Annotated in this window: 17 protein-coding genes; all 17 read right to left on the reverse strand. The window is 41.4% G+C overall.

All coding sequences use genetic code 11. The features are described 5' to 3' along the window. Window positions 1-8: 8 nt before the first annotated feature. On the reverse strand, window positions 9-1,106 hold the full coding sequence (hisC, locus tag MKX52_RS10045) for a histidinol-phosphate transaminase (RefSeq protein WP_216887915.1): 1,098 nt from the start codon (window positions 1,104-1,106) through the stop codon (window positions 9-11). A 10-nt stretch (window positions 1,107-1,116) separates the two neighbouring features. Further along, complete coding sequence (gene trpA, locus MKX52_RS10050; protein ID WP_012010375.1) at window positions 1,117-1,920, reverse strand: tryptophan synthase subunit alpha; 804 nt, start codon at window positions 1,918-1,920, stop codon at window positions 1,117-1,119. Then, window positions 1,917-3,116: a tryptophan synthase subunit beta gene (trpB, locus tag MKX52_RS10055; protein ID WP_144471865.1), complete on the reverse strand. Its 1,200-nt coding sequence runs from the start codon at window positions 3,114-3,116 to the stop codon at window positions 1,917-1,919. Before trpB ends, trpA begins: the two co-directional genes overlap by 4 nt. Further along, window positions 3,097-3,756, reverse strand: a complete 660-nt coding sequence (locus tag MKX52_RS10060; RefSeq protein ID WP_012010377.1) for a phosphoribosylanthranilate isomerase — start codon at window positions 3,754-3,756, stop codon at window positions 3,097-3,099. Before MKX52_RS10060 ends, trpB begins: the two co-directional genes overlap by 20 nt. Window positions 3,757-3,761: 5 nt before the next feature. Then, a complete protein-coding gene (gene trpC, locus MKX52_RS10065) occupies window positions 3,762-4,514 on the reverse strand; it encodes an indole-3-glycerol phosphate synthase TrpC (RefSeq protein ID WP_012010378.1) in 753 nt (250 codons plus the stop codon). Continuing rightward, window positions 4,507-5,529, reverse strand: coding sequence for an anthranilate phosphoribosyltransferase (trpD, locus tag MKX52_RS10070; protein ID WP_342490643.1), 1,023 nt, complete (start codon window positions 5,527-5,529; stop codon window positions 4,507-4,509). The genes trpC and trpD overlap by 8 nt, the downstream gene beginning before the upstream one ends. Further along, window positions 5,501-7,048, reverse strand: coding sequence for an anthranilate synthase component I (gene trpE, locus MKX52_RS10075; RefSeq protein WP_151020631.1), 1,548 nt, complete (start codon window positions 7,046-7,048; stop codon window positions 5,501-5,503). The genes trpD and trpE overlap by 29 nt, the downstream gene beginning before the upstream one ends. A 232-nt stretch (window positions 7,049-7,280) precedes the next feature. Next, window positions 7,281-7,664: a chorismate mutase gene (gene aroH, locus MKX52_RS10080; RefSeq protein WP_012010381.1), complete on the reverse strand. Its 384-nt coding sequence runs from the start codon at window positions 7,662-7,664 to the stop codon at window positions 7,281-7,283. Beyond that, window positions 7,661-8,752 (reverse strand): 3-dehydroquinate synthase, encoded by a 1,092-nt coding sequence (gene aroB / locus MKX52_RS10085; protein ID WP_342490644.1) that lies wholly within the window; start codon window positions 8,750-8,752, stop codon window positions 7,661-7,663. Before aroB ends, aroH begins: the two co-directional genes overlap by 4 nt. Beyond that, window positions 8,752-9,924, reverse strand: a complete 1,173-nt coding sequence (gene aroC / locus MKX52_RS10090) for a chorismate synthase (protein ID WP_088000992.1) — start codon at window positions 9,922-9,924, stop codon at window positions 8,752-8,754. Before aroC ends, aroB begins: the two co-directional genes overlap by 1 nt. A 73-nt stretch (window positions 9,925-9,997) precedes the next feature. Further along, window positions 9,998-10,777: a protein-glutamate O-methyltransferase CheR gene (locus MKX52_RS10095; RefSeq protein ID WP_342490645.1), complete on the reverse strand. Its 780-nt coding sequence runs from the start codon at window positions 10,775-10,777 to the stop codon at window positions 9,998-10,000. Window positions 10,778-10,921: 144 nt separating this feature from the next. Further along, window positions 10,922-11,368, reverse strand: coding sequence for a nucleoside-diphosphate kinase (gene ndk / locus MKX52_RS10100; protein WP_003216015.1), 447 nt, complete (start codon window positions 11,366-11,368; stop codon window positions 10,922-10,924). A 130-nt stretch (window positions 11,369-11,498) separates the two neighbouring features. After that, entirely contained in the window at window positions 11,499-12,461 is a 963-nt protein-coding gene (gene hepT, locus MKX52_RS10105; RefSeq protein WP_012010386.1) for a heptaprenyl diphosphate synthase component II, read from the reverse strand. A gap of 24 nt (window positions 12,462-12,485) precedes the next feature. Then, on the reverse strand, window positions 12,486-13,190 hold the full coding sequence (locus MKX52_RS10110) for a demethylmenaquinone methyltransferase (protein ID WP_003215527.1): 705 nt from the start codon (window positions 13,188-13,190) through the stop codon (window positions 12,486-12,488). 3 nt (window positions 13,191-13,193) lie between these two features. After that, a complete protein-coding gene (locus tag MKX52_RS10115; protein WP_012010388.1) occupies window positions 13,194-13,961 on the reverse strand; it encodes a heptaprenyl diphosphate synthase component 1 in 768 nt (255 codons plus the stop codon). Window positions 13,962-14,075: 114 nt separating this feature from the next. Continuing rightward, a complete protein-coding gene (gene mtrB, locus MKX52_RS10120) occupies window positions 14,076-14,306 on the reverse strand; it encodes a trp RNA-binding attenuation protein MtrB (protein WP_003216082.1) in 231 nt (76 codons plus the stop codon). A gap of 24 nt (window positions 14,307-14,330) precedes the next feature. Next, a complete protein-coding gene (gene folE / locus MKX52_RS10125) occupies window positions 14,331-14,900 on the reverse strand; it encodes a GTP cyclohydrolase I FolE (protein WP_003215789.1) in 570 nt (189 codons plus the stop codon). Between the last annotated feature and the right edge of the window lie 87 nt (window positions 14,901-14,987).

The raw sequence follows: 14,987 nt of genomic DNA on the forward strand, positions 1-14,987 counted from the left end.
TAGTTATGCTACGCACGAATGCCTTGCAATAAATCAGCAAGTGTACTTAGAATTTCTGCATTTTGCTCCATTGTTCCTACCGTAATACGTAAAGACGTTGGAAAACCAAGTGCTTTACCAGATCGAACAATATAGCCTTTTTTTAATAATGCATGAAATAGTTCATCTGCATCTCTTTTAAAATCAATCAGCACGAAGTTTGTTTGAGACGGATAAATAAATAGTCCAAAACGGTCAGCAAATTCTTGATATTGTTTGAGACCTGCCTCATTTTTCTGTCTGCATGATCGAATGAAGTCCTGATCTTTTATCGCCGCTCGAGCAGCTGCCTGGGCGATACGACTCGTATTAAACGGCTCTCTTGCTGGCTCAATCGCAGTAATCAACTCTTCTGATGCAATGCCATAGCCTACTCGAAGCGCCGCCAGTCCATACGCTTTTGAAAACGTTCGGAGTACGATAACATTTTGATAACTGTGTAATAAAGATAAGCTGTTCGGATAGTCTTCCGCACGAACATATTCGACATATGCCTCATCTAGTACCACAAGTACATGAGCGGGTACTTGATCTAAAAACGCCACAAGCTCAGATTCTGACAAATGATTTCCTGTCGGGTTATTCGGGTTGCATACCCAAACGACCTTCGTGTTCTCATCAATCGCATCCAGCATGCCCTTTAGATCGTGAGCTCCTCCGTCTAAAAGCGACACCTCTCGAATCTCTGCCTGCTCAATGATCGCATTGTGACGATATTGCGGAAAAGACGGAGATGGGATGACGGTATTTGTATGTTGGTCAAGGAATGCCCTAGCAATAATTTGCACAAGTTCATCTGAGCCATTCCCGAATATTAATTGTTTTTCATTTACTTGAAGAAACTCAGCAAGCTCTGTTCTTAAACTTGCGCTGTATCCATCTGGATAAATCGCTAAATGTTCAAGCTCAGCTTGTATCGCCTCTCTTGCATGTGTGGAACATCCAAAAGGGTTTTCATTTGAAGCCAATTTCACAATTTTGTCTAATTGATATTCTTTTTTGACCTCTTCAATTGGTTTCCCAGGTTGATACGGTTTTAGTTGTTTTAATTGATCTTTGATTTGCAAAAGTTTCACCTCATTTGAATGAATAGAGGGGACTAAATGTTTTTGCATAGGTTTCAAATTCTCTTAAAGCGTCTTGACGTGTATCACTTGCTAACAATTGATCGTGAAGTTCTTCAATTTTTTTCACAAGTGCACTGCCTACAACGACGCCGTCACTCAGTTTATTCATTGAGTCTACCTGCTCTCTTGTTGAGATACCAAAACCGACCGCAACCGGTATGTGACTCAGCTGTTTCACTTGTTGAATAAAATCAGTAATCGATTCGTCAAAGGTTTGCCTGACACCAGTTACACCAAGAGATGAAACACAATACACAAAACCTTCTGCCTGCTCTACAATATTTACTAATCGTTCCTTACTGGTTGGTGCAACGAGCGAAATATATGAAATGTCATATGATTGACAGTTCTTTTGCAGCTCACTGCTTTCTTCAAAAGGCAAGTCGGGTGTTAAGAGTCCCGAAATATGATTTTTGCGCAGTAAAGCGAAAAAGTATTCTGTGTCTAATTGTAACACAGGATTATAATACGTAAATAGAATAACAGGAATTTTTACACCGTTTTTTTTCATCTTCCCTGCTAATTCTATCGCTTTTACGATATTCATGCCATGATTTAGAGCTCTTTTGGAGGCTCTTTGAATGACAGGACCGTCTGCTAGCGGATCGGAGTAAGGAACGCCTAGCTCAATCGCATGTGCACCGGCTGCTTGAAGGGACAAAGCTAAATCGATCGTGATTTCTTCTGACGGATCTCCTGCCGTCATAAATGGGATGAATAATTTCTCGCCTTGCTCTAATTGAAATGTGATCATTTGGTTTTGCCCTCACTTTCAAGCACATTCATTAATGTATGCACATCCTTATCTCCTCTTCCTGAGAGGCAGACAAGGATGATTTCATCTTCACTCATCGTCCTGCTCATCTCAAATGCCTTGGCTAGAGCGTGTGCTGATTCAATCGCTGGTAGAATTCCTTCCTTTTCTGTCAGCAGCTTTAGTGCATCTAGGGCTTCTTGATCTGTAGCACTCACATATTGAACGTGTCCACTCGCATGTAAATAGGCGTGCTCTGGTCCGATCCCGGGATAATCTAAACCAGCTGAAATGGAATAGGGCTCAATAATCTGGCCGAATTCGTCTTGGATTAAATAGGTCAAAGATCCATGAATGACCCCTTTTGTCCCCTTCGTAATGGTTGCTGCATGAAGCGGTGTATCAATTCCTTTTCCAGCCGCTTCTACACCAATCAAATCAACCTCATCATCCAAAAACGCTCGGTACATTCCAATCGCATTACTTCCGCCGCCGACACAAGCAATGACTTTATGTGGGAGCCTGCCTTCTTTTTTAAGCATCTGCTCTTTTGCTTCATCACCAATCATCCGCTGGAACTCACTGACGATTTGGGGATACGGGTGAGGTCCTACAACTGAACCTATCATATAGAAATGATCACTACAGTGCTGAACCCAGTAACGAATCGCTTCGTTCGTTGCATCTTTTAATGTGCCGTTTCCACTTGTGACAGGTATGACTTCTGCGCCAAGGAGCTTCATTCGGAATACATTGAGAGATTGTCTCTCCACATCCTCTTTTCCCATAAACACCGTGCATGATAATCCAAATTTTGCGGCCACCGTTGCAGCTGCTACTCCGTGCTGTCCAGCGCCTGTTTCTGCGATGATGTTTGATTTGCCCATTTTTTTTGCAAGCAGGGCCTGACCAAGTGCATTGTTGATTTTATGAGCACCTGTATGGTTTAAATCTTCTCTTTTTAAATAGATTTTTGCGCCGCCGAGGTATGCGGATAATTGATCGGCATATGTCAGTGCAGTCGGTCTGCCTGAATAGTTGTGCAATAGAGAAAGATATTCTTGCTCAAAAGCGGGGTCTTCTTTTAATTCGTTAAATGCTTGTTCGATTTCTTTGAGTGGCTGCATGAGTGTCTCAGGAACAAATTTCCCTCCAAATTCTCCATACCTGCCAAGCTCATTTGGATATGCGTACATTGTTTAACATCCTTTCTTCGAGCGCTTTGATCTTAGCGCTGCTTTTCTTCCCGTCTTCTTCTATGCCGCTTGAAAGATCGATCGCTTTTGGGCCATAGGCAAGAAGCTCTGGCAGCGTTTCCGGTGTAATTCCGCCTGCAATGATGCATGTTTTCTCAAGCCGTTTTGCATGCTGATTGTATAAAGGTACCGCTTCCCATGTAAAAGCTGTGCCAGAACCGCCTCTCATCCCTTTTACTTTCGCATCAATGAGAAAGCCATCAACAAATGGCGCAAATGCCGTCATTTTATCAAGTGTTCCTTTTATATCGGGATCGTGATGAAAGACTTTCCACACTACCGTCCCTGTTTGTTGTTTTATTTGTTTCGCATCCTCTTTTGTTTCATCTCCATGTAGCTGCACGATATCTAAAGGAATATGTTTTGTGATGTCACACACTTTTTGGGTGTTTTCATTTACGAATACACCCGTAATCTTTTTACGACACTGCGACTTGCTGAGCCATTGTTTCACTTGATTTGGATCGACTTGTCTTTTACTTGGCGCAAAAATAAATCCGATCGCATCTGCTTGAGATTGAGCAATGCATTTTACATCTTCTAGTGAGCCCGCTCCGCAATATTTTAAAAAAGGTTTCATCGTGCTCATTCTCCAAATAACGTCTGAACGGCTTTTTCTTGTGATGGTTCTCTCATTAATGATTCACCTACAAGAACAGCACTCGCTCCATGTTTTTTGACAAAGGTCAGATCATCAAACGTTTGAATACCGCTTTCACTTACTAGTAAGCAATCCTTTGGAACAAGTGGGGCAATCTCTTTTGTTTGTTCAACTGTTGTGTTAAAGGTTTTTAGATTTCGGTTATTCACGCCAATGATTTCAGGGGTGAATAGGTTTAAAATTTGTTCCAGCGTCTCTGCTGCATGAACTTCGACAAGAATATCTAATCCTTTTTCCTTCGCTTCAATATAGAGTTCATGCAGCTGTTGTGGTTCAAGCACTTCTCCAATTAATAAAATGGCATCTGCACCGATACGTCTTGACTCTTCTATCTGTATGGAATCGATGATGAAATCTTTTCTTAGAATGGGACGTGCAATGTGTTTTTTAATGAGGGAAAGATACTCATTCTTTCCTTGAAAAAATGGTTCATCTGTTAAGACTGATAAGCAATCAGCATTCGATTTTTCGTATGCTTTTGCTGTTTGCAGAGGATCAAAATTTGGCTGAATGATTCCTTTGGAAGGAGATGCCTTTTTCACCTCAGCAATCAGCCCAATCGAGCGGTGGGTGTTCACAAGGGCTTCTTTAAATGAGCGTCTTTCAAAGTGTCCATCATCAGGTAACTGTAACGTTTGGATATGTTCTTTTTTGCGTGCAATAATTTGATTAAGCATAGATCTCTTCCTCTTTCGTTTTTTGTTTTAAACGTGCCAATTGTTCTTTGGCTGCTCCGTTTTTAATCGTTTCTAATGCTTTTAATGTTCCTGCCATGAGGCTTTCAGACTTGCCTGCGACATATAAAGCCGCTCCGGCATTCAGCGCTGTAATATGAAGAGGCGCCCCTTCTGTTTGATGATTCAATATATTCTGAATCAATTTTGCACTCTCATCCGGTGATTGGACCTGAATATCTGATAAGTATCCTTTCGCCAGTCCAAAGTCTTCTGGGTTTAGCGTATATTCTGTCATGGCACCTTTTTTGAGTTCAATCACATATGAATTTGCTGTAATCGTTAGTTCATCCAGCCCGTCTTCCCCGCATACAAACAGGACATGCTCTGGCTCTAATGGGGCAAGGGCTTCCGCCATTAATTTTGCCTTTTCCTTTGCATACACACCGATGATTTGCTTTTTGGCTTGCATCGGGTGGCAAAGCGGCCCTAATAAATTAAATACCGTCCTGAAGCCAAGCTGCTTACGGACCCCTGCTACTTGTTTCATAGATGAATGGTACATTGGTGCAAATAAAAAGCCCATGTTTTTCTCTTCTATTTGTCTCCTTGTTTCTTCTGGAGTGGATTGAATGTGAATTCCAAGGCACTCTAGCACGTCGGCACTTCCACTTTTAGAAGAAACTGAACGATTTCCGTGTTTTGCAATTTTAGCACCAGCGGCGGAAGCTACAATTGCAGCTGCAGTTGATATATTGAATGTGGAAAGTCCATCGCCCCCTGTACCGCATGTGTCAACGACATCAAGCGATCTTTCCGCTGGTTCTGCTTTTTGCCGCATGGCCCTCACGAAGCCTGTCATTTCTTCAGCGGTTTCTCCTCTATGCGCTAAAATCGATAGACTTGCAGCGACTTCGGCATCTGTTAAAGAACCACTCATCATATCATGCATGAGTTGATGTGCTTCATTTTCTGATAGGAAACCTCCGTTAACAAGTGCTGATAGTCGCTGATTCATCCTGCACACTCTCCTTTTCTGAGAAAATATGTTCAGCAAGCTGAATGGCCCTCAGAAGAGCTCCTGCCTTGTTACATGTCTCTTCCCATTCATTTTCTGGTACAGAATCTGCGACAATGCCAGCGCCTGCTTGTATGGAGGCGGTCTGATTTTTGACGCTCATGGTGCGAATGGTAATACAAGAGTCGATATTACCGTCAAATCCAATATAGGCAATACAGCCGCCATACGTTTCCCTTGGCTCTGGTTCCATTTCATTTAATAATTGCATCGCTCTTATTTTTGGTGCCCCTGTTAATGTGCCTGCTGGAAATGCGGACATGAGTGCATCAACTGGGTGTGTATCCTGCTTTAGCTTCCCTGTCACAATGGAGATGATGTGCATGACATGTGAGAAGTTCACTACTTTTGTAAAGGTCGGTACGGATACGCTGCCGTATTCTGCTACGCGGCCGACATCATTTCTGGCTAGATCTACTAACATGTAATGTTCTGCTTTTTCTTTCTCATCTTCTAGTAGCTCTCTTGCCAGCGCGGCGTCCTCTTCTTTTGTTGCTCCTCTTTTTCTAGTACCTGCAATAGGATGAATTTCTAAGTGCCTATTTTTGGCATGAATTAATCGTTCTGGTGAGCTTCCGACTAAATCACGGTCTTTTAATTTCATAAAATACATGTATGGAGATGGATTCACAATGCGGAGCACACGATATAATTCAAATGAACTCACTGACACTGGGATATCGAAACGCTGTGAGAGTACGCCTTGAAAAATATCACCCGCTCGAATGTATTCTTTGATTTTTTCTACGTCCTTTAGAAATTGCTCTTTTTCATAGGTTGATGTCACATGTTCAAACGACGGTGATTCGTTCATATTCCCTGATAAAATCAGTTCTTTCATATCAATCTTTGTATGGAGCTTGTGAATCATCTGTTCAAGCTGCTTTTGATTCTCTTTGTAAGCTTGTATTTTTTCGTCTTCTGTTTCATTTCCGGTTAACTGGGTGTATTGGATAAAATGAACGTGATTCGTTTCGTGATCAAAAGCAATCATCGTTTGGCAGACAAATAGAGTACAATTGTCTGTCGTTGATGCGCTTCGGTGAGGCCTGACAGAAGGTTCAATGCTTGGAATAAGATCATAACTTAAATACCCAACTGCCCCGCCTGTAAACGGGATGTCAACATCCGGTGTCTTGATTTGATATTGCTCTTTCATCCAGTCTAATAAGTCTTTCAGTTCTTGTTTTTTCATGACCTCCTGCCCAGCAGCGTCACGTGCAATATATTCGTTTTGGTCATCATGTAAGGTTAAAAAAGGATGTAATCCGATGAAGGAATATCTCGACCAGCTAGAAGACTCATCTTTACTTTCTAATAGATACACAATATCTGCCTTGAGTTTTTCGACAATTTGAATCGGTGAGAGCGTATCAACTGTAATGGTTTCAACAATCGGGATCGTTTTGTGGGACTCGCTGTCCCTTAAAAATCGGGTTACATTTGAATGGGAATTCATAAGCACACTCCTTAAATGGGATTAAGGAGAATGAGGGGGACCTATAGAGGGTTTGTATGAGTATACGAAATAAGCCTAAAAGAGGGGTGCTCTTTTAGGCAGTATGATTAAATAGAAGTATCGTATCTCGGCTCAACTCTACTCATCTCAACTACCCTAGTCTCATTCTCATCTTCTCTAAACTTGCAATGCCGTTTACACCTGTGTGTAAACTTCGGCTGTTCATATCGTATTATAATTCCTTGTTTTTTGTCAACTGTAAATCAGGGCGAAGCGTCACAGCTTCTTCCAAGTACACATGCTGCACATCTTCCTGCTTTGTGTCTGTTTGGACCGTCATTAACACACGAATACAATGCTTTAGACCGCCATGAATGTCCAGCTCCTGCATACAAGTAACAGGCACATACGTCCACCCTTCAAACTGACGAAGGGCTTTTGCCGGAAAAACGGAGTGAATATCTTGTGTAGCTGAAATTAAAATCTGCACGACACGTTCTGGATCTACTTCATTTCTTGAAATAATCGCTTCTAGCAGCTGTTTCGTTTTGTTTAACACTTCTGTTTCTGTATCTTCTGTCACAGTTGTAGCCCCACGTATCCCGCGAAACATCATAGACATCCCTCCTCCCGTTTCCATTCATCGAGCCATTGATGCAGATCATCTTTTGTGAAAGACTGCAAGACAGCATCTCCAACCTGTTTTAATAAAACAAATTGAACGGTTCCACCTCTTGCTTTTTTATCACCAATCATCCGGTCAACAAATGTTTTCGTCGAAATATCTTGGGTGACTTGTACCGGAAATCCGAGTTTTTTCATCCACTCTTTTAGTTCCTTACGATGAAGGCTGAGCCCCAGCTTCTTTTCGCTCACATATAGCGCAAACTGCATGCCGATTGCAATAGCATCTCCGTGTGTAATAACGCCGTATCCATACTCCGCTTCAATGGCATGCCCAAGTGTATGACCTAAATTCAAAAATGCACGCACACCTTGTTCTCTTTCATCTTTTTGAACAATCGACGCTTTGACCTCAATGCCTTGATACAGCATATGTGCGAGCTCGCTTTTTGAGCATTCATCCAAAGAACGAATAGACATCAGCTCTGTTAAAAAGTCTTCACTTGAGATAAGGGCATGTTTGATGACCTCAGCAAAGCCTGACCTCATTTCAGTTTGAGATAGTGTCTCAAGCATGCTCGTATCATAAATGACGGCTTTCGGCTGATGAAACGCACCGATTAAATTTTTACCGAGAGGATGGTTAATCCCCGTTTTCCCGCCAACTGCACTGTCATGTGCCAGTAGCGTCGTCGGAACTTGAATAAAATCAATACTTCTCATGTAACTAGCAGCAACAAAGCCAGCCAAATCGCCAATTACGCCGCCTCCAAGCGCAATGATACACGAGGAGCGATCCAGCTGAAATTGTATGGCTTTCGTATGAATATGCTCAAACTCAGCAAAAGATTTCGACTGCTCTCCGCTTGGCACAACCACTTTATGCACAGACCATTTCTGTTCAAGTAATCGAACCATTTCATCACCGTAAATGGCATCAACCGCTGTATCTGTCACGATTAAGAGCTTCGTATAGGAATGCCCCGTGGAAGTCATCAAGTCGACGATATTGCGTTTAATCCCATCACCGATGTATACAGGATAAGTGGCTGAAGACGTCTTAACTTCCAGTGTTTTCATTAAAATTCCCTCTGAAGCTGGCGCATTTTTTCAACATTTTCTTTAATGCGGTCAATTTGATCAAGGCCAAACTGCTCCACTACAGCATTGGCGATTTCCCAAGCCACGACTGCTTCTGCGACAACACTTGCAGCAGGAACAGCACAGCTGTCAGAACGTTCAATACTTGCGGAGAAAGGTTCTTTTGTTTCAATGTCAACACTTTGAAGCGGTTTGTAAAGCGTTGGGATTGGTTTCATGACCCCTCTTACGACAATTGGCATACCAGTTGACATTCCGCCTTCAAGACCACCTAAGCGATTTGTTTTTCTCGTATAGCCCTTTTCTTCATCCCAGATGATTTCATCATGGACCTCACTGCCATTTTTAGAAGCCGCCTCAAAGCCGATACCGAATTCAACCCCTTTAAAAGCGTTGATACTCAGGACAGCACCTGCAAGCTTGCTATCTAATTTGCGGTCATAGTGAACATAGCTTCCGACTCCAACCGGCATTCCTTCAACGATAACTTCCACAATTCCACCAATTGAATCACCATTTTTCTTCGCTTCATCAATGGCATCCATCATTTTTTGACCTGCTTCACTGTCGTAGCAGCGAACAGGTGACTCTTCCGTTACCTTTTGCAAATCTTCGATTGATTCATATGCCGTTTGAGCTGCTTTCACTCCGCCAATTTCAAGAACGTGGCCTGCTACTTTGATTCCTAAATGAGCTAAGATTTGTTTAGCGACTGCGCCTGCTGCTACGCGAACAGTTGTCTCACGAGCTGATGAACGCTCTAATACGTTTCGCATATCACGGTGTCCATATTTAATCGCACCATTTAAATCCGCATGTCCTGGTCTAGGGCGCGAAATTTGACGCTTCATTTCACTCTCTTCTTCTTCTGTGATCGGCTCTGCCCCCATCACTTTTGTCCAATGCTTCCAGTCGTTGTTTTCAACGACAAGTGCAATAGGAGAACCTAATGTTTTCCCGTGGCGAACACCGCTTAACACTTTCGCTTGGTCTTTTTCTATCTGCATTCTTCTGCCGCGGCCGTGACCTTTTTGTCTTCTAGCCAATTCATAGTTAATGTCATCCTGCTCTATGTAAAGTCCCGCTGGAACGCCTTCAATAATTGTGGTCAATTGTGGACCATGTGATTCACCTGCTGTTAAGTATCTCATGACTTAATCTCCCTTCATCGCATTAACGCTTTTAAGTAAAACTATGATAACACACTTATGACTAAAAAGTCAGCTACATACCCTTCTTTTGATAAAAGAAAGTATCAGTAGATGTCAGTCCAAACTTTTCCGGGTGAAAAATTTGTTCAGTTGAACCAACAAATAATACGCCATTTGGTTTTAAACTACTGCTCATTTTCATGTAAATCTCTTCTTTTGCCTCTTCTGTAAAGTAGATAAGGACATTTCTGCACACGATAAGATCAAGCTGTTTTTCATAAGGATCCGCTAAGAGGTTGTGCTTTTTAAATTGAATATGCCTTCTCACTTCATCTTTCACAGTGTAAAATGAAGAATCTTCTTTTGTGAAATATTTTTGCTTAATTTGATCTGGTACCTCCTGTAGTGATCGTTCATGGTATCTCCCTTTTTGAGCTGATTGCAGCACTTTATCATCAATATCAGTTGCAATAATTTGGAAGTCCTTCACAAGTGGATGGCTTGATAGCAGCATTGAGAGTGTATATGGCTCCTCTCCTGTCGAACATGCCGCACTCCATATTTTCAAGGTCCCACCGTTTTTCGAAAGGAGTGGGAGAATTTTTTGATCAAGCACTTCCCAGCGCTGATAGTTTCGGTAAAATTCTGACACATTAATCGTCATTCGATCCATCGTCTCATCTAATAGTGCTCTATCCTTTTCAAGGGCAGCCGCAAAGGCTTCAAAATCTCTATAGCCTTTTTTATCATAAAGTGACGTTAATCTTCGTTTCATTTGTGCTTCTTTATATAAATTAAGATCCACCCCGGTTAATTTTTTCCATTTTCCGACAAATACTTGATATTGATCCATCAAAGTCCTCTCCTGTCTCATCTATCTTTGTCCTAGTATAGCTGTTTTTATCGAAAATTTGTATCTTCTCATGCGAAATTTCGTATAGAAATATTCATATAAAAAAGCCAAGGTGCTCATTTGATGAACACCTTGGCTCGAATTTTAATAAATCCAGCTTGAGATGGTTTGATCCCAGTTTGTGAGTTCTTCTTGTTTGAAGAATAAGTTGATTTCTCTTTCAGCACTTTCTGGAGAGTCTGAGCCATGGATAATGTTCTTTCCAACTGTCAATCCATAGTCTCCTCTTATCGTGCCCGGAAGCGCTTCCTTCGGGTTTGTTTTGCCGATAATCTGTCTTGTGACATCGACTACCTGTTCACCTTGCCATACCATTGCAAACACTGGCCCTGATGTAATAAAGTCAACCAATTCCCCGAAAAATGGTTTTTCTTTATGCTCTCCGTAATGTGTTTCTGCTACTTCTTTTGGAATACTCATTAGTTTTGCACCAACAAGCTGAAGCCCCTTTTTTTCGAATCTTGACACAATTTCACCGATTAATTGTCTTTCCACACCATCAGGTTTGACCATAAGAAATGTTTTGTCCATATACGTTCTCCACCCCGTCGTTTATGTATGTATAGGCTTACATTGTTACAAAGTGATCGTATCATTTTTTTATACAATAATCAATTTTTGACAAAAAATTTCACAAAAAAACCAATCAACAATATGTTGATTAGAATTTTCGTTTTCCAATATATTTGGCAATGGAAGCGAGTGACGTTCTTGCTCGCCCTCGAGGAAGTTTATCTAGCTGTTCGAATGCCTTTTTCAAATACATTTCACTCACTCGAATCGAGCGATCGATCGCATCTGTTTGTTTGAGATGTTCAATCACAGGCTTTAGCTGCATTTCTGTTGTTTCACTATTAATCAGCTTTAATTGACCTTCGAGTGTAGGATTCTTCAGTGCATATAAGACTGGGAGTGTGACATTTCCTTGTAAAAGGTCCCCTCCAACAGGCTTACCAAGCTCTTCTTCAGTTGATGTGAAATCAAGCACATCATCAATGATCTGATAGGACATCCCGACATAGTAACCAAACCAGTAAAGGGCTTTATGTGTTTTCTCATCTGTACCTGCTGCTATTGCACCTAACTGACAGCTACCTGCAATGAGTAAGGCTGTTTTTCGTTTGATTCTTCTTAAATATGTACGCAGGTTTTGATCCATATTGTATTTGTCTTTCACTTGCTCGATTTCACCAAGACAGAGCTCGACGACCATCTTTGACAAAATTTCATGTGCCATCGGGTGATTGATCTTTGTCATATACTCAAGTGATCTTGCAAACATATAATCTCCTGTGTACATGGCAATTCGATTGTCCCATTTTGCCTTAATCGTTGGCTTGCCTCTTCTCAGCTCTGCATCATCAATGACATCATCGTGAACGAGCGATGCCATATGAATGAGCTCAAGCGCAACGGCAACATATTTAATTTTATTAATGTCGTAGTCGCCAAACATGCCTGAAAGGAGAACAAAAACGGGGCGGATTCGTTTTCCGCCCGCTTGCAGCAAATGAAGACCTGCTTCACTTAATAATGCATAATCAGAGCGAACTGTTTGTTCAAGCTCTTTTTCGATAATATCGATATCATGATTTAAAAAAGAGATCATTGCTTTTAGTTTCATTATTTTCACCCAAATATCGTTTATTCAAAGCTTCTTTCCGATATGTGTTGCTGCTACACCGCCTGTAAATGGATGATACGAGACATCAGACAGACCCGCCTCTTCGAAAAGAGCCGCCAGTTCTTTCATGCCAGGGAACGCTTTGGCTGATTCTTGAAGCCATGAATACTCCTGATAGCTTTTGGCAAACAGTTTACCAAAAAGCGGCATGATGTATTTGAAATAGACATAGTAGCCTTGTTTAAACCCAATCATTTCAGGTTGTGATGTCTCTAGACAGACAACCATTCCACCAGGCTTCACGACTCTTGTCATTTCTTTTAGCACCGTTAAGTAATCTGGGACGTTCCGTAGGCCAAAACCGATCGTGACATAATCAAATGTGTTATCCTCAAAAGGAAGCTCCATCGCATTTCCGTGGAGCAATTCAATTTGATTATAGCCCCCAGTCTTCACCTTCGTTTCTCCAACACTCAACATATTTTTACTAAAATCAAGGCCCTTGACTTCACCTTTGTCTCCAACAGCATCAGCAAGCGCAATGGTCCAATCGGCTGTTCCGCAGCATACGTCTAATGCTTTGGCTCCTTTTTGAACATTCATGAGTTTCATTGTTTTATCGCGCCATTTTTTATGCTGCTTAAAGCTGATGACAGAGTTCATTTGATCGTAGTTTTTATAAATTTTTTCAAATACACCGTGTACTCGCTGTTCTTTTGATTGCTGCATGACTTACCCTTCTTCCACTTTCTGATGATACGCAGGTTCATTTTTCATATGATCCAGGCGATTTAATAGCTCTTTTTGAACGACCGGAGATGAAACGAGATGCTCCTTGATTGATCGTCTGGCCTTTTCATAGCCTTCATTCTCAAAGTTGTCAAAACATGTATAGGCGTCCGTATGGCTATCGTTCAAAAAAAGTTTTAAATGTTTGTCATCTTCTGCTTGTTTCATGAAACGCTTATAAACAAGGAAACGACTTGCAATCTCATTCCAATGCGTTAATTGAAAATGCTCAGAAACCCTTTGGAATAACGCAGACTCAACCGTTGCTACACTTTTATAAAAGTGCGCCGCATCTTGAATGGATCGATCATATAGTCTAATTTTATGTTCATTGATCTCTTTGATCGCCGTTGCGAGCGTGCGAATCATGTAGATGTCTTTCATGTCGGAGAGAAGAGAATAATAGAGACCGCTGAAATAGTCTCCTGCCAAGATAGTCAGCTGACGATTTTTGAATTCGTCTTGTTTGATCGCTGCAGCAGTTGTGACTTCGTCATGGGTATCAAGGGCAATTTGCACAAGCATCGCCGTTAAAATATAATTTTCTTTTTTCTCTGCATCAATTTGAGCTTCATCAAACATTGCATGAAAAAGAAGGAGCTTATCTTCATCGATGAGTGGCGCACGTAAATGTTTCGCCAAATAAGGATGAGAAAGCTTTTTATTTAATTTTATATTTAGATTAGATAAAATTCCGTAGATGTCTTGCAAAGATATCACCCTTGTCCCAAAAATTACAGTTTCATATGTAGCCCTGCACGTTGTATAGAGATTTATTATACCATATCAGCTCTCACTTTGATGCTATCAAGTGCATTCAAGTATTTATTTCTTTGCTTCGCTTTGAATTTCCCCGAAGCTTGTTTGAATGACAGCATCGCCTCTTACTTTGATCGCTGACGTATGCTCAGTAAATTGTGCAATGATCACTTCACCTTTATCGAGCTTTTCGGAATGGTGAAACCTTGTGTCAGAGCCTCTAGTTAAGCCGATGACGTTTACACCATTTTCATTGGCTTTAATCACTACAAAATCAGATGCTTTATTTTCACTCAATCTGTTCACCTTCCATCTATTGAATTAGTCGTTTTTAATAAAGGAAAGCACTTCTGCTCTTGCCGCTGCATCATTTGCAAATGTACCGCGCACTGCTGAAGTCACTGTTTTTGCGCCTGGTTTTTTCACTCCGCGCATCGTCATACACATATGCTCTGCTTCAACGACAATCATCACGCCATGCGGATTGAGTGTTTCCACCATACTATCTGCAATGGTCGATGTGATGCGTTCCTGAAGCTGCGGGCGTTTGGCAACAGCCTCTACAGCTCTTGCAAGTTTGCTAAGTCCTGTCACTTTTCCGCCGCGCGGAATATAAGCGACATGAGCTTTTCCGTAAAAAGGTACAAGGTGGTGTTCACACATTGAATGGAAAGCAATATCTTTTACAAGAACGAGTTCTTCGTGGTCTTCACCAAAAATGGTTTTAAAATGTTCTTTTGGATCTTCATTTAATCCCGAGAACACTTCTTCATACATTTTTGCTACTCGTTTAGGGGTATCAAGAAGTCCTTCACGATCTGGATCTTCTCCGATGGCTTTTAATATATCGCGTACTGCGTGTTCGATTAGTTCTTTATTTATTTCACTCATGTATTATATCCTCCAAAGGCGATTACATTTCAATCAGATTCTAGCACACTTCAGATCCTAAAAGCAAAGGAGAGCGTTCTAAACAAA

Source organism: Bacillus sp. FSL R5-0422 (assembly GCF_038610765.1).
Lineage (GTDB): Bacteria > Bacillota > Bacilli > Bacillales > Bacillaceae > Bacillus > Bacillus pumilus_O.